Source organism: Almyronema sp., from assembly GCF_052168255.1.
Lineage (GTDB): Bacteria > Cyanobacteriota > Cyanobacteriia > Phormidesmidales > Phormidesmidaceae > Sphaerothrix > Sphaerothrix epifaneia.
This window is the reverse complement of sequence record NZ_JBQLZL010000036.1, coordinates 62,089-77,196: the sequence shown is the minus strand read 5'-3', so window position 1 is coordinate 77,196 and position 15,108 is coordinate 62,089. Positions and strand designations below refer to the sequence as shown.

General features: G+C 50.4%; 12 protein-coding genes. 5 read left to right on the top strand and 7 right to left on the bottom strand.

The window, feature by feature from the left end:
- Positions 1–38: 38 nt before the first annotated feature.
- Both ACTS3T_RS07700 and ACTS3T_RS07695 read right to left on the bottom strand, forming a co-directional pair.
- A complete protein-coding gene (locus ACTS3T_RS07700) occupies positions 39–758 on the bottom strand; it encodes a ParB N-terminal domain-containing protein (protein WP_462934899.1) in 720 nt (239 codons plus the stop codon).
- Positions 758–2,116, bottom strand: a complete 1,359-nt coding sequence (locus ACTS3T_RS07695) for an AAA family ATPase (protein ID WP_377967515.1) — start codon at positions 2,114–2,116, stop codon at positions 758–760. Before ACTS3T_RS07695 ends, ACTS3T_RS07700 begins: the two co-directional genes overlap by 1 nt.
- Positions 2,117–2,570: 454 nt before the next feature.
- On the opposite strand from ACTS3T_RS07695, the gene ACTS3T_RS07690 reads away from it, so the two are divergent.
- Entirely contained in the window at positions 2,571–2,813 is a 243-nt protein-coding gene (locus ACTS3T_RS07690) for a hypothetical protein (protein ID WP_377967513.1), read from the top strand.
- A 93-nt stretch (positions 2,814–2,906) separates the two neighbouring features.
- On the opposite strand, the gene ffh is transcribed toward ACTS3T_RS07690, so the two are convergent.
- On the bottom strand, positions 2,907–4,385 hold the full coding sequence (ffh, locus tag ACTS3T_RS07685; protein WP_377967511.1) for a signal recognition particle protein: 1,479 nt from the start codon (positions 4,383–4,385) through the stop codon (positions 2,907–2,909).
- Positions 4,386–4,651: 266 nt separating this feature from the next.
- Here ffh and ACTS3T_RS07680 point away from each other — a divergent pair, with 266 nt between their 5' ends.
- Complete coding sequence (locus ACTS3T_RS07680; protein ID WP_377967509.1) at positions 4,652–6,925, top strand: GAF domain-containing protein; 2,274 nt, start codon at positions 4,652–4,654, stop codon at positions 6,923–6,925.
- Positions 6,918–7,247, top strand: coding sequence for a cupin domain-containing protein (locus ACTS3T_RS07675; RefSeq protein ID WP_377967507.1), 330 nt, complete (start codon positions 6,918–6,920; stop codon positions 7,245–7,247). Before ACTS3T_RS07680 ends, ACTS3T_RS07675 begins: the two co-directional genes overlap by 8 nt.
- Here the strand turns inward: ACTS3T_RS07675 and ACTS3T_RS07670 are convergent.
- Positions 7,230–7,499 (bottom strand): SemiSWEET transporter, encoded by a 270-nt coding sequence (locus ACTS3T_RS07670; protein ID WP_377967505.1) that lies wholly within the window; start codon positions 7,497–7,499, stop codon positions 7,230–7,232. The genes ACTS3T_RS07675 and ACTS3T_RS07670 overlap by 18 nt on opposite strands.
- Positions 7,500–8,096: 597 nt before the next feature.
- Here ACTS3T_RS07670 and ACTS3T_RS07665 point away from each other — a divergent pair.
- Positions 8,097–9,479, top strand: coding sequence for a collagen-like protein (locus ACTS3T_RS07665; RefSeq protein ID WP_377967503.1), 1,383 nt, complete (start codon positions 8,097–8,099; stop codon positions 9,477–9,479).
- 42 nt (positions 9,480–9,521) lie between these two features.
- Here the strand turns inward: ACTS3T_RS07665 and def are convergent, their stop codons facing one another.
- A complete protein-coding gene (def, locus tag ACTS3T_RS07660; RefSeq protein WP_377967501.1) occupies positions 9,522–10,064 on the bottom strand; it encodes a peptide deformylase in 543 nt (180 codons plus the stop codon).
- Between the two features lie 42 nt (positions 10,065–10,106).
- Positions 10,107–11,378 (bottom strand): HhoA/HhoB/HtrA family serine endopeptidase, encoded by a 1,272-nt coding sequence (locus ACTS3T_RS07655; RefSeq protein ID WP_377967499.1) that lies wholly within the window; start codon positions 11,376–11,378, stop codon positions 10,107–10,109.
- 742 nt (positions 11,379–12,120) lie between these two features.
- On the opposite strand from ACTS3T_RS07655, the gene dnaA reads away from it, so the two are divergent.
- Entirely contained in the window at positions 12,121–13,521 is a 1,401-nt protein-coding gene (gene dnaA, locus ACTS3T_RS07650) for a chromosomal replication initiator protein DnaA (RefSeq protein WP_377967497.1), read from the top strand.
- Between the two features lie 130 nt (positions 13,522–13,651).
- Here dnaA and ACTS3T_RS07645 read toward each other — a convergent pair whose 3' ends face one another.
- Complete coding sequence (locus ACTS3T_RS07645; RefSeq protein ID WP_377967495.1) at positions 13,652–14,938, bottom strand: hypothetical protein; 1,287 nt, start codon at positions 14,936–14,938, stop codon at positions 13,652–13,654.
- Between the last annotated feature and the right edge of the window lie 170 nt (positions 14,939–15,108).

The window sequence follows — 15,108 nt, the reverse complement described above, 5'->3', positions numbered from 1 at the left end:
ACTGAAAGCAATAAGCCGCAACAGCAATTAAATGAAGGTTAAGTCCGGTTAATGCGTGACCAGCCATCGATTATAGACAGCATTCTTTGCGCGCCTAAACCTTTAACTGATGAAACTACGTCTTTGTAATCTAAGAATGCTTTCTTCTCTTTTTTGAGACGAGCTTCATAGATAAAGGAAGAGAGATTTCTATAGTTAGAAACTCCATACTGTGCCAGCTTTATTTCTAGCTTTTCTTGACTAAGGCTATTCAGTAGATCTAGAAGATCTGCTTGAGGTTCAAGATTATCTTCAATCTTCTTCAATCTTCTTTCGTTATCACGATTTACCTGAAAAAGTTCTTCTCTAAGTTGACTCAACCTTGTCTCAAAGCTCGTAATCCAACCACTGTTATCGTTTTCCTGATTAGAAGCTATCGGCTTTGAAATCGATTTTTCACTTGTAATATCATCAACCTTTCTCAAAGCATCGATTTGCTTTTGAATCGTTTTCTCATTCTTAGTGGTAACGACAAAAGCGTTAACCATTTCAGCTTTTCGTGGATCTTTTTCTTGTGCTCTTACGGCTGCATAATATTCTAGATGGCCGTCGAGCACCTTATATTGGTCAATATCTACCTGCTTCAAAACTACTGGTCGAATGATTCCACCGCTTTCTAAAATTGCATCAGATAAATGAGCAATTTCGGCTTCATCGAAGTTCGAGCGGGGTACATCAGAGCTAATTTCTTTAATGTCAACTTTAGCAAATTCAGCCATTACGCTTTCTCCGTTTTCTCAAGGACTTCTTCCGCTAAATTCTCAAATTCCTCAGCCGATTGATTAGCACTGACCTCTTGCCTAGAAAAATCAAAAATAGACTTCGGATCAGGGATTTCAAGATCACCCACAGTCAAAGTTTTGTTAATACAGTGCGACAGAGCAGTTCTCTCAAAAATAATTGAATCCATCACCGGAAGTTCATAATGCCTAACTACTGTTTCTTTTTGCCGAGGAAAGGTGTTTTGAAATGACTTTGAATTTGTTGATATTTTAGAAGGCAACACGCCTAAAATATTCAAAGGCTTTCTATTTAAGCTTTCTCTAAATTCATCAATTTCTTTAATAAAACTCTGAACACTAGAAAGTCCTTGATTTGCAAAGGGCTTCAGGTCAGATGGAATAATTAAATGGTGTGCTGCTATCAGCGCAACTTGAGCATAAATATCTCTTGATGGCGGCGTATCAACAATAACAAAATCGTAGTTCTTTTCTTCTTGCTTGAGTTTTTTAATAAGTCTAGTTTGACTTGCTTTAATTTGATTTAGCGTGTATTGACCTTGAATAAGGCTAATATGCGAAGGAACAACATCAATTTCTGGTGTATTAAATACATTTGATTGACGAGCGACATCGGGAATAAAATTAAAGTCACCAGATTCAAGTAAATGGTAAACATTATTGTCTTTTAGATTGTCGTCTTCCTCAAACTGAAATTTGACTAAGCCAGTGGCAAATGTTGAATTGGCTTGAGAGTCTAGATCAATTAAGAGAACACTATAGCCTTTTTTCCGTAGAGCAGCAGCTAAATTGACGGATATTGTCGTTTTACCTACGCCACCCTTGTTGTGATATACCGAAATAACCTTCACGTTTCTCCTCCGATTGTTGTTAGCTGGTTCTATAGGGGAAATTCTAGCGTTTCTGTCTTTTAGAGATTCTTTGCCAATGTAATATTTAATTTCTTCAATCCTGTCACAAATTTCGGTGCCAGAACATTTGAATAAAATTCTGAGGCTCTCGCCAAATCGTTCGTAGATTCTAAATTCTTTGCCATTCGTCAAAATTCCATGATTGGCATGAAGACTTGTTAGATACTGTCTCAAGCGTCGAGCATAAGGGTCTAGCTTTCGTTGAGGGCTTTTGGCTTCTATAACCAAACTTAGAGGTGATCCATCACTCAAATCAAAAGGAATAACCTGTGCAGCAAAAGCAAGAAAATCAAGGCGAATACTGCCAAGAGCAATTTCTTGATACCAATCTTTTTGAGAGTATCCTAATGCTGGTAGCAGATATTGAACAATGAGCTTACTTTCAACATCTCCCTCAGTACGGCAGTATGCAGGATCGAAAAGCAAAGCCTAAACCCCTAGGAAACTAATAGGTTTGATTCATGTTTCCCAGAAATCACTTGGAAATCCTTACTAATTTTAAAAAGAAAGTTTGAAGAAGCTTGAAGCTCAGTTGAAATTACTCAGTTTGAAGATTAGCGATCGCCTTTGTAGCGTTTTGGGGTTCAGGTAGCGGCGTGAAAGCGCGGCTCTAACAAAGCTCAGCCACCATCAAAAATTACGGTTGCCTCTTGGCTCCACTTCCGGTATATTCACCCATTAAGCGCTCGAACAACCCAAGCGCTCCCTAGACGTGCAGCCACACTGTCTAGAGAGCTAACCCCCAACGCTGTCAAGGCCAGCACGGAGGCTATGGCGATTTTATCCTGTAGCCATCCCGCTTTGCTATGCAGTTGCAACGGGGTGGCTTGTTGGTGTTTGGGCGCTCTTGATCAAACACCAACAAAACAGGAAAAAACCAATGACAGACTCTCCCCGCTCAGCCCGCCAGCTAAGCCCCTTAACGCTGCCAATTGACGACAAACCCGAAATTTTGCGCGTCATCGCCATCGGCTCTTTGCTCGTCGTCAACGATCACGTTTTGCAAATGTATCAGCGTCACTACGCCGCCATTCACGAATGGTCAGGCGTTTTGCCCATTCCCGACTCTGACAAAGTCATGCGAATTTTGACCAAGCGGGTTATGGGCTTAGGCGATCGCTAACGTCACCATCCCCGGCAGGGGCACTCATCCCCCTGCCGACCACCCCCTCAGCCCCAGCCAACAATGGCTCAAAAAAGAGAGCAAGCTAGCCGCCTATAGCTGTCCAAACCCTTTTTTCTTTTTAGCTTTTTTCTTCTTCTTAGCTTGGCCGCTATAGCCTCTAAACCCAGGCGCTGGGCCACCGCCCCCCATACCGGGCATACCACCGCCGCCCATCCCTGGAAAGCCGCCGCCCATCCCCGGAAAGCCACCCATACCGGGCATTCCCATCGAGCCTTGACCCATTTGCTGCATCAGCGATCGCATTTTTTGAAAATCGCTAATTAGCTTGCTGACATCTTTTTCTTTATGGCCAGAACCTTCAGCAATGCGACGACGACGACTCGGTGAGCTAGAAAGCAATTCAGGATTTTTGCGCTCTTGCAGCGTCATCGAATTAATCATCGACTCCACCCGTTTAAGCTGCTTTTCCCCTTGTTCTAGCTGCTCACTCGAAATTTTGTTCGCCATCCCAGGAATCAGCTTCATAATGCCGCCCAGGGAACCCATATTTTTCATCAAGCGAGTTTGCTTGAGAAAATCGTTGAAATCAAACTTAGCTTCTAGAATTTTTTCTTGCAGTTTTTCTGCATCAGCTAAATCGACTTCTTCTTGGGCTTTTTCTACCAGGGTCAGCACATCGCCCATACCCAAAATACGCGACGCCATCCGTTCAGGGTAAAAAGGCTGTAGCGCCTCAACCTTTTCGCCCACCCCCACAAACTTAATCGGCTTACCCGAAATTTGCCGCACTGACAGCGCCGCACCACCGCGCGAGTCGCCATCCATTTTGGTCAAAATTGCCCCAGTAATGCCAATCTGCTCATGAAAGGTGCGGGTGAGGTTAGCCGCCTCTTGCCCGGTCATCGCATCTACAACCAGCAACACCTCATTCGGGTTGACGGTTTCTTTAATTTGAGCCAGTTCGGCCATCATGTCTTGGTCAATTTGCAGACGGCCTGCCGTGTCGATAATGACCGTGTCAATACCGTCTTGACGCGCTTTAGCCACCCCCTGCTGGGCAATCTCTACCGGGTTGGCCTCTGCCCCCAGTTCAAAGACAGGCACATTGATCTGCTTACCCAAAGTCACCAACTGATCAATCGCTGCCGGACGGTAGACATCCGTAGCCACCAGCAGCGCATTGCGATTTTGTTTGCGCAGATGCAAAGCCAGCTTAGCTGAAGCGGTGGTTTTACCCGTTCCTTGCAAACCTGCCATCAGTACAATGGTCGGCGCTGTACGAGCCTGCGCCAAGGGTTCGTTGGTATCCCCCATCAGGCTCACCAGTTCATCGTGAACGATTTTGATAAACTGCTGGTCAGGACGAACGCCGCGAACAACTTCTGCCCCCAGGGCTTTATCTTGAACCTCAGCAACAAATTCTTTAACGACCTGTAGGTTAACGTCGGCTTCCAGTAGCGCCCGCCGCACTTCCCGCAGCGCTTCTTGCACGTTACCTTCAGAGATTTTGTCTTGGCCGCGTAGTTTCTTCCAGGCTCCTTCTAAACGCTCAGAGAGGGCTTCAAACATAAGAAAAGGGTGTCTCGCTTCAGCAGAATCAAATCATAGCTGGCGCTAAGCCAGAGAACTCGCTTAGGGCACAGTCGGTTTTTCTATTTTAGAGGGTTTGGTTCAGAACTCGCTGACTGGCCTAGCACCGGATTGATCGAGCGGAGCTACACAATTTTTATTTCTCAGGCTCACGCAGATAAAGCTTGTTTCAGTAGCGGGATATTCTTGTATACTTAGCCGGGAATTAGGGGGTAGGCTAAAAGTAGTTTTTAATAGGTTCGCCTATGCCCCCGTCGCCTGACGCACCCCATCATGAAGGTAGGCACGCGATCGCTGCTCAGGCTGAGCCACCAGCCGATATGCGATCGCCTGCGGCTACAGTTTCGGCGCTCAGTCAGGCTGAGCCATTTGCCCCACCCTCGGCGGCAGCTTGGCTTAATTTATTAAAACGGCATAGTCGGTTGCCGATGGCCATTCTAGAGCCGCAAACGCTACAGCTTCAGTTTGCCAATCAGTGCTTTTGCCAAACCGTGGGCATTGCTGAATCTGCCATTGTTGCCAGCGGTGATAGTGGCATTGGGCTGCTAGATATGTTGCTGCCAGACGAGCAAACTCGGGTTCAGCAAATTCTTCAGCACCATTTACTCCAGGCGATTTTGGCTTATCTCTATCCTCAGCGATCGCTGCTGCCTGCCCGCCTGCTAGAAGAACCTGTTATTTTGTCATGTCGCCAAACCCAGAGCGAACTGCTTTGTAAAGTTGAACTCAGACTTAGCAGTGAGTGCCTCAAAGTTCAAGCGCTCTCGCCCGACTTAGAACAACCGCTACGGCAGTGTTTGGGCAGACAACCCACTTTAGAGCACGTCATGGCGCAGCTTTACGAAACAGAATCGCCGCTATGGATCTGTCTGCAACAACTGCAACACCACCCCTACCGCGTAACGGGCTTTCTGCTGCTAGAAGGCACCGAAGTGACTGAGCGTGAAACCATTAACACTCTGGTTCAGCTTTTAATTGGGCGCGAGTCGGTGCTGCAACCCCACAAGTTTAGCCGCGCCAATGAGCTAATGCGGGGGCTGTTTCGCGCTGCCGATAGCCTGATTATGAGCGCTGAAAACGAACAGGCCAAGTTGTTTACCGACCTCGATCAGTCTAAGTGGCAGGTTCACTCTTATTCAGTTGAATCGCTGCAAACCTCTCTATTTTTAAAAGCAGCCGAGCGCGGCACCGTGCTGAATATTCCAGACCTCTCTGCTGTGACGCTAACCCCCTGTGAGCAATCGATTGCCGACCGGGGAGCGCGATCGCTGTTGATTATTCCGCTAGTGACCAAGTCTATTCACTCAGGCAGCATGGCTCGGCGGCTTTTAGGACTGGTGGGCATGGCCAGCGATCGCGCCTATGCTTTTGACAACCGCGACGTTCACAACGCCACTACGCTCGTGCCCGCTTTGACCGCCGCCATGCGCTACACCACTCAAGATCGCTTTACCAACATTCACAGCTCAGTTCGCTGGCGCTTTGAAGAAGAAGCCGAACGCCGCAGTTGGGGCTTGCCACCCGAACCCATCGCCTTTACAGACGTGTATCCGCTATACGGCATTTCAGATATTCGCGGGTCGTCGAGCGAACGCAATCGAGCCATTCAGTCTGACCTGCTGGCTCAATTTGAGCTGGCTTTATCGATCATTGAAGCGGTTTGCAGCACCAAGCCCTATGCCTTTGCCCAGCAATTTCGCCTCGACTTACTTAGCCACGTCGAAAAAATTAAGCAGGGCATCACCGTAGATGCTGAAGTTACCTTTATCCGCTACCTCAGCGAAAATTTAGAACCCAATTTCGACTATTTTGCCCGTTGCAGCCCCGCCGCCGCCGCCGCCGTCGCCGCCTATCGCGACGCTTGTGACAACGAGCAGCAATGTGTTTATACCGCGCGATCGATTTACGACAAAACCATTCAGCGCATTAACAACCTGCTACGCGACACTTGGACGCGCTGGCAAGAGAACATGCAGGCGATTACGCGGCACTACTGCGACGTAGAAGCCACCGATGGCATCGATCACATGCTCTACGTTGGCAAATCCATTGATCCAGGGTTTTCGCCTTTTCAGCTTCGTAGCCTCCGCTACGAGCAGCTTAGAGCCGTCTGCGACTGTGGCCGAGTGGCGTTTCATCTGAAAGAAACCTGCGACACCCATTTAGAAGTCACCCATCTGGTTTTGGTGCAAGATTCTACCGTGGATATCTCCCACGACGAGGCCACCGAGCGCTTATTTGAAGTGCGCGGCTCACGCGATACTCGTTACGAAATTGTCAAAAAACGAATTGACAAAGCCGTCGATACCCAAGGTCGCCAGCGCATTACCCAACCCGGCATGTTAACCATTGTTTACTCTACCGCCGACGAGTGGAACGAGTACCGCCAGTATTTGCACTATTTACACCGCGAAGGCTGGGTAGAAGACACCATTGAGCAAGGCTTGGTTGAGCCACTACAGGGCGTCAACGGTCTTAAGTTTGCCAGAGTTCGAATTTTGCCGCCCTCAGATGAATAACCTTTTTCAGTTGGCTGGGTCGCTGCCAGAAGCGGAATGTTTTGAACCGCTGGCACGGGGCGAAAAGGTTTTGATTGAGCGCATCGTTTCTAGCGGCCAGCAAACGCCTGCTGGTCAGTGGTACGACCAACCACAAGCGGAGTGGGTAGTGCTGCTACAGGGGCAGGCGGTTGTCACCTACGAAGATGGCGATCGCTACACGCTCAACCCAGGCGATTATTTGCTCATTCCGGCTCACTGTCGCCATCGAGTAGACTATACCAGCCAGCAGCCGCCCTGCATTTGGCTAGCGATCCACGCTGACTTATGCCTTGCGCAATGAGCGGTAATAAACTTTAAGCCCCAAAATAATAGAAGCCAGCGCCAGGGTGACGACATTGGCGCAAATAACGGGCAGGTCATGAATATAGGAGCCGTACACCAGCCACAGCAAAATGCCCAGGCACAAAGTAATTAACATGCCCCAAGAAATATCTTCGGCTGATTTTGTCTTCCAGGTCTTAATCAACTGAGGTAAATAAGCCAGGGTGGTTAAAGATCCGGCAATAAGTCCCAGCGTGGTGGTGGTATCCATCAAAACCCCTGTTTTTCAGAACTAAGCAGAATCAAGCAAAAACCAGGTTGGCGACGACCGAGCTAAAAAAAACACTGCGACAGCCAACCTGCTCAGTGAATTAGTCGGTCACTTTGGAAACTTTGAACAACTGCCCGATATAGCTAAAGCCAAGACAAAAGGCTTGCTGTTAGAGGTTTTCAGCCTTTTAAGTGGCTTAACCTTGGTGGCTAGCGCGATCGCAGCCATCACTCATAGCAATGTGTTCATAGACAAAATAACACGAAGTAATTTGAAGTTGCCTGAAGAATTGACAAAATCTACCGCCAGAATGGTTGGAGTAACCAATTGCCGCCTAAGGCTGATTTTGGGGGCGCAATGGCTAGGTAGAGCCACCCCCCCGTTTAAGCAGCTATAGCTAACGTTTGAGCCTAGAGGGCTAAAGGAAAGCTTTTCTACCAGCGGCTTGCAGCCTTTGCCGTCTCTCAACGCTGGTGGCGGTTGCTGGCGGTGTAAAGTTTTGCCGGGTACTCAGGAGCTTTTTGGCGGAATTAAACGTCAAATCAGTGAAACTACTGATACTGACTATTTTTATCCGCAGAGCTGGATGGGTTTATCATGCGTCGGTTGAAAAAATTTGGGCTGTTGGCGATCGCGATCGCTCTTTTATGTGTGGTTTCAGTATCGCTGATTGATAGCTGCACGGTAGCGGCCTGGGCCGATCGGGTGGTGCATTTTGGCTCTGACGGTAGTGATGGCCGCGACGGGCGCGACGGCCAAAGCGGACGTCCGGGAGCCAGTCAGACGGTGACGGCAACCGGAGCCGGACAAACGCTGTTTTTGCGGGGTGGCGACGGCGAAGCGGGGGAAGATGGTGAAAATGGCGATCGCCCGTCTTGCTCTCGTCAGCCACGCGATAGAGATTATGATTTGCAGGCAGCCGATGGCGGCGATGGCGGTGATGGTGGCGATGGCGGTGATGGCGGCAATGGCGGCGCTCTGAGCATTTATTATGCTGAGCAGGTCAACTTGCAGCGTCTTTTTGTGGACGCGCAGGGAGGCAGAGCGGGGCGCGGTGGGCGCGGCGGACAGGGAGCCGCAGGGTGTGATTGTTACGATCGCCGCTGGCAAGTGCGCCAGTGTACAGGCACCCCCGGCCAGTCTGATTATCGTTGCCGAACCCGCGAGTATACCTGTCGCGATGGCGATTCAGGTCGCGACGGCCAAGATGGCCGCGATGGCCGCGAGGGTTCACCAGGGCAAGTTGCCCTAATTAATCAGCTAGAGCCTTTGCTAGCCGAGCAGCCCAGCCAGACGCGATCGCTGGTTCAACTGACCGAACCCGTACGGCTTTCTAAAAATTTGTGGCAGACCCAGAGCGGAGCGCGATCGCTTTTGGCTCCTGGCTCAATCGTTGCCGAGACTTACCGAGCCTATGCCGGACGGGTAGAAGGGCGCTTTGCCCTCACTTGGTCAGCATCGCGCCCCCTCAGCGACTTTGCCGCTACTGACGTGACGCTGAATTTACAAGACAACGGCCAGGTAGAGCCTGATTTTTCGGCAGCGCTCTGGGTGATGGGGGACGCTGCCTTCTCAGATGACCTGACAACCTACACCGTGAAGGAGGCTTTGCGAGCCAGCGAAGCCACCCAACTTGCCTGGGGAGAAATTTCAGGCCGCAGCAACCAATTTCAGGTGGCGGTAGTCGATTTGGGCGGGCAGGCCGAGCAGTTGACAACTCAGTTTTACCTTACCTACAGCACCACCGCCGCCAACCGCAGCGATGGCCCGCGCACCCGCTACATCAGCCGCTATGAAGATGTCGTACCTGCCGAACTCATCAGCCTAAACCACAACCGCTTTGTCCTCAATCTGGGGCGCTTGCCCATCAGCGGTAGCCACTTAAGCTCAGGCACCTACGCCCAAATTGAACTCAAAGCCATCCGTAGCTTTGGCGCTTACCAGGCCGAGCAGGTGCTAGACTGGCGCGGCAGAATTTAGTTGGGTTTGTTTCGCTGCTAGGCTGCGAATTTGAGTGGATCCTCAAGCTGGGGGTGGCGTCCCAACGATGCGATCTTGATACACCTGTTCGCTGACGAGGTCGGTTGTTTGCTCCACCCGGTCTAAAAACACCAGACCATTGAGGTGATCCAGTTCGTGCTGAAAAATCCGGGCTAAAAATCCGGTTAGTACCTGCTGCTGGCGATCGCCCCAGCGATCCCAGTATTCCACTTCAATTTCGCTGTAGCGCGGTACCCACCCCCGAATCCCCGGAACGCTCAGACACCCTTCCCAACCGTTCACCCGCTGATCGCTATGAGCAATCAGGGCTGGGTTGATCAAGGCGGTCGGCGGCATTGTCGGCGCGTCTGGATAGCGGGCATTGGGATGCGAAGCCATAATAAACAGGCGATCGCTGTAGGCGGCTTGCGGGGCGGCGATCCCCACGCCTTTAGCTTGTTGGGCGGTCACAATCAGGCGATCGATGAGCTGCTGGAAGCGCTCGTCTGCAATTTCGGCCACGGGCTGAGCCACCTGCCGTAGCCCCAGATGGCCCAGTTGAATAATTTCTAAAGGTTGGCTCATCGCTTACCCTTGCTGAAGAATGACGTTGTCTCTGTCAGTACGCTAACGCCGCTGCGCCGTTTGCGGCAAGGGGGCTGGACTAACGTCTAGCCTCAGCGTTTGGCCAGAACGGTTGAGTTCAACTTGCAGCGGTTGACCAATGGTTGTTTCTTCGACAATTTGCTGTACTTGCTCAGCCTCAGTAATCAGGGTGTCGTCAATTTTAACGATCACGTCTCCTGGTTCAATGCCCGCCTGCTCAGCCGGGGAATTACGGACAATTCCCAGTACAACAACGCCAGACTCAGCCGTAATTTGCAGACGGGTTCGCGGATTGGCGTTAATTGAATCTCGCAGGGGTTCCGTCAACGTCCGCATCTGCACCCCTAGATAGGGATGATCGACTCGGCCATTGGCAATTAGCTGTTCGGCAATGTCTAGCGCCGTATTGATCGGAATTGCAAACCCCAACCCTTGGGCACCGCCAATAATGGCCGTATTGACGCCAATGACTTCACCGCGATCGTTGAGCAGCGGCCCGCCAGAGTTGCCCGGATTGATCGCGGCATCGGTTTGAATAAAGCTAACCCGCTTATCAGGAACTTGTACCTGAGCGCTGCTGCGGCCTGTAGCGCTAATAATGCCTGCGGTAACGGTATTGTCTAGCCCTAAAGGATTGCCAATGGCGATCGCCCACTCACCGGGGCGAATCGCTGCCGAATCCCCCATTGACAGCGTGGGCAAATTGCTCGCCTCAACGCGAATGACGGCAACATCCGTCAACGAATCTTGCCCCACAACGACGCCCCTAAACTCCCGCCCATCTCTTAAGGTGACAACAACCTCATCCGCCGATTCAACCACATGAGCATTCGTCAAGATCAAGCCATCGGCATCAATAATAAAACCCGACCCTGTACCCCGTTCCACCCGGGTTGAGGGCGCTTCGGGCACGCCAAAGTCACCAAAAAACTCCCGAAAGAACGGATCATCAAACACCCTAGGACGGCGCTGCGTAACGGTACGTGAGGCGTCAATGCGCACAACCGCAGGGCCAACCCGCTCAACCGCAGCGGCAATGAAGTTAGTGCCCGTTTGACTCAGCAGCCGATTTGATCCGGCAGGCGGCACCTGGCTAACCAAAGGAGCAGGCATCACCGCACCAGAAGAGACATTACGGCTGGCTAAAAAGATTGCGCCCGTACCCGTGAGAGTTAACAAAAAGTAAGCCAACCCCTGCCGCCACCCCTGCCACCGATAAGGTTGCGGGCTGGCAATAGGAGCCTGGTCAGACGTTGGCAAATCATTAGAATTTTGTAAAGGATTGCGTGTCATGGGGGCTTCTCTTACCAACTAGAAAACATCCGTATACCGCTAGGAGAGCGATAGGGCAACCAAAGCAGCACCAGCGCTTGATATGCTAAGTTCTCTAAACGGCTAACGTAAATTTGGAGTCTGTGTATTGTCTGAACGAAGCTGATTCAGGGCGATTTTAAACCCGCAGGTTTCAATAGTTTAAGGATTTGCCTTTATTCTAAAGACAAGAATTGACTCCTCAGACTAGCAGATCTTCAATCAAGTTCCAGCTTGACGGCAGCCTGTCGCTAAAAGCAAAAGGCTGAGGGTAGCAGGCAGAAGCAAAGCTTTTCTGTCGAGCGACGTTCAGCTATTGAAGGGGCTGAACGCTGGCGGCTGCCGCTATCCATCAGCGATCGCGGCGATCGGATCTAACAGCAGGTGACGGCTAGATTGTCGCCACCACTGATAGAGACTGTAGAGCAACTTCACCCCCCTCCTATCAAAACCAAGTTCAGGCAATATTATTTAAAGCGCTATATGTAGAATTTGAACGGTTGCTTTAGCCTTATATCTAGTACGCTAGTAAATCCCGACATCAACAACGGCTGCTGACTTGACGTGATCCATACCAGCTAAACAGTTTTTGAGGTTGCCCAGCGTGTCGGTAGGGTAATTGCTGCTAAATCCGATAGCTTACATTCAATTTTGAGGCGTATGCGGGTGGTTGTCTGACTGGCTTCCTAAGGCGCTGACGATTTTTTATCGAGGAGGTTTGGCCGTGGAAAAGGGATTTGAGGGACTGTGGAGCCAGGTCTTAGATCGGCTGCAGCAGCAGCTAAGTCGCCCTACCTTCGAAACTTGGATCAAACCTGCCTGCATTCAGGAATTTGGTCAAGATAACTTGGTCATCTCCACCCCCAATCCTTTTGCCCGCAACTGGCTGCAAAAGCACTACGTCAGTACAATTGCTGACGTAGTCTGTGATATTGTTGGCCATCCCGTAGAAATTCAGGTGACAGTAGCCGCGACGGAAGCCGTTACCGCACCGCCACCACCAGCGGTCGCCCCTTCTGGGATCGCTTCTGAACGGACGCTAGCCGCCCCCGCCGAAGCACCCGAAGCGATCGCAACTGCGCGATCGCGATCGCCAGAACTCAACTCTAAAGCTGTTTTTTCTCGCTTTGTGGTCGGGGCTAACAACCGCATGGCTCACGCGGCGGCACTGGCGGTAGCCGAGTCACCCGGACGGGAGTTTAACCCTTTGTTTTTGTGCGGCGGGGTTGGGCTAGGAAAAACCCATTTGATGCAGGCCATCGGCCACTATCGCTTAGAAATTGACACCAATGCTCGTGTTTCCTATGTTTCGACTGAGCAGTTCACTAACGACCTGATTGCAGCGATTCGACGAGACAGCATGCAGCGCTTTCGCGAACTTTACCGCGCCGCCGATATTTTGCTGGTAGACGACATTCAGTTCATTGAGGGGAAGGAATACACGCAGGAAGAGTTTTTCCACACCTTCAATACCCTGCACGAATCAGGCAAGCAAATTGTGCTGGCTTCGGATCGACCGCCTAGCCAAATTCCCCGGCTGCAAGAGCGACTTTGCTCGCGCTTTTCGATGGGGCTAATTGCCGATATTCAGCCACCCGACCTAGAAACTCGGATGGCAATCTTGCAGAAAAAAGCCGAGTACGAAAATGTGCGGCTACCGCGAGATGTAGTAGAGTTTATCGCCTCTAACTACACTTCCAATATTCGAGAGCTAGAGGGGGCGCTGATTCGAGCGATCGCCTACACGTCCATCTCAGGGCTGTCTATGACGGTAGAAAACTTAGCCCCCGTCCTCAATCCCCCTTCTGAGAAGGTTGAAGCTTCGCCTACATCCGTGATTGTTGCGGTAGCAGAAGCCTTTTCCGTTTCAATGGACGATCTCAAAGGCAATTCCCGGCGGCGTGAAATTAGCCTAGCGCGGCAGGTAGGGATGTATCTTATGCGTCAGCACACCGACTTGAGCCTGCCCAAAATCGGCGAAGAGTTTGGCGGCAAAGACCACACCACCGTTATGTATAGCTGTGACAAAATCAATCGCCTGATCAAACGAGACTTGAATCTGGCTCAAACCGTACGGCAGGTGAGCGATCGAATTAATTTAGCCGGAAAAACTTCAAGCCGTTAGCTTACAGCTTTGCAACCGTCTACAGAGCGCTCTAGCACTCCTTTCTCAACAGCCAAAAAGGCCGAGAGCAGCCTGAAGAAAAGCCGCTAACAGAAAATCTTTAATTCTGCTTGCGGCCTTTAGCTCTCGCTTAAAGAACGTGAGATAAATCTACAGAGCCAAAATTAAGACTCAGCGCCAGGTTCAAATTTTCTAGCACTTGAACCAGCCAGGAAACCGTGTCTCGCGTTGCCGACTCATAGTGGTTAAACAAAATAGACAAGCGCCGCTCTAGATAGGGTTTGACTTTGCTGCAAATTAGCAATACTTTCAGCAAAATTCCTGTAGTCAGCATTGCGCCCAAATTGCTAATCAAATCTACAAAAACAAAGTGTTGGGGATGGGTAGAGGCATCCACCACCAAAAAGTTAAACAACTGGCTACAGGTTCGCACCAGCAAAAAATCGTTGAGTGGCTGAGCGTCATTTTCTGGATAAATTTGGCTCAGGTGCTTGTGTAGCAGGTTGTTAAACTGCCGCTGACCGTACTCAGGATCAATACCAGCGGTGACGTAGTCATACAAATCGTCTTTGAACGCCCCAAATGTCTGGCTAGTCTGACAGTTTTGAGTTTTAAAGCGCTGGGCAACATCACGGTAGCTACCGTTGGCTTCCACCCGCCCAGTAAATTGCCGGAGAGAGGCAACCAAATCGCGATCGCTGAGCAAGGTCGGATTGGTAACAGGCCGCAAAAGACGATGAGCCGTTTCTGCTTCACCCTGGCGGCGCAGCCGCGAACGGCGCACCCGGTAAGTGACGTATTGAGACAAGTCAACTTCAAAACGCTGCTGAGCCTGAAATTGCAAATTACGAACCGTACGCTGATGCTCACAGGTGCTGTCTTCGCTAACCAGGCAATGGCCGTAAAGATAGGGATAGCGCTTGATTAAGGTTCCTAACGGACGCGAACCCGCCTGAGGGTGAAACTCAGGTCTTTCGCTGACGACCCGCGAAAGGCGCTTTAACGTGACAAACTGTTCTGTTTCTTTAAACTGGCCTACTAGCTCTCGCAAGCAGCGAGCCGCCCGCGCTCGCGAAAGCTCTGAGATTTGCTTACTAGGGCCCGTCTCGAAGAGATCGACTAGCTGCGGAATCGCCGTTTGCATATGGCGACTGGTTTGCCAGCGGTTGATCAGAATGTGGCAACAGCGATTGAGAATGTAGCGAAAATAGTCGTCAACGCGCTTAGAGCAAACAATATTGTCCAGGGTGAGCAAAACATCGCGATCGGGATAGCCAACGCCTTCAATAAAGAGCAGCCGAAAGCGCTCAACCAGCTTATCAGGGGCTTCTAACTCAACTTGGTGGAGCAAGTGATCGTATAGCCGCTGTTCCTCTGGGCTGGTAAATCTGTTGCTATAACTGGTTGAATTGCTCACTGATCGTTAATAAAAACCTATATTCCCAGAAACAATTTAGAAAGCCTAATAGCAGGAGAGAAACACTCGACCCATCATGCCATACCCTGCCGCTGCTGCCTATCCCAATTAAACGCTGTGTAGACAGCTTAAAGCGTCAGTTTTTATACTAAATTTTGGCCGTTCCTTCT

Coding starts and splice junctions, on each gene's coding strand:
- ffh (WP_377967511.1), bottom strand. CDS start 4,385: ATGTTTGAAGCCCTCTCTGAGCGTTTAGAAGGAGCCTGGAAGAAACTA.
- def (WP_377967501.1), bottom strand. CDS start 10,064: ATGAGCCAACCTTTAGAAATTATTCAACTGGGCCATCTGGGGCTACGG.
- ACTS3T_RS07690 (WP_377967513.1), top strand. CDS start 2,571: ATGACAGACTCTCCCCGCTCAGCCCGCCAGCTAAGCCCCTTAACGCTG.
- ACTS3T_RS07655 (WP_377967499.1), bottom strand. CDS start 11,378: ATGACACGCAATCCTTTACAAAATTCTAATGATTTGCCAACGTCTGAC.
- ACTS3T_RS07680 (WP_377967509.1), top strand. CDS start 4,652: ATGCCCCCGTCGCCTGACGCACCCCATCATGAAGGTAGGCACGCGATC.
- ACTS3T_RS07700 (WP_462934899.1), bottom strand. CDS start 758: ATGGCTGAATTTGCTAAAGTTGACATTAAAGAAATTAGCTCTGATGTA.
- ACTS3T_RS07675 (WP_377967507.1), top strand. CDS start 6,918: ATGAATAACCTTTTTCAGTTGGCTGGGTCGCTGCCAGAAGCGGAATGT.
- ACTS3T_RS07670 (WP_377967505.1), bottom strand. CDS start 7,499: ATGGATACCACCACCACGCTGGGACTTATTGCCGGATCTTTAACCACC.
- ACTS3T_RS07665 (WP_377967503.1), top strand. CDS start 8,097: ATGCGTCGGTTGAAAAAATTTGGGCTGTTGGCGATCGCGATCGCTCTT.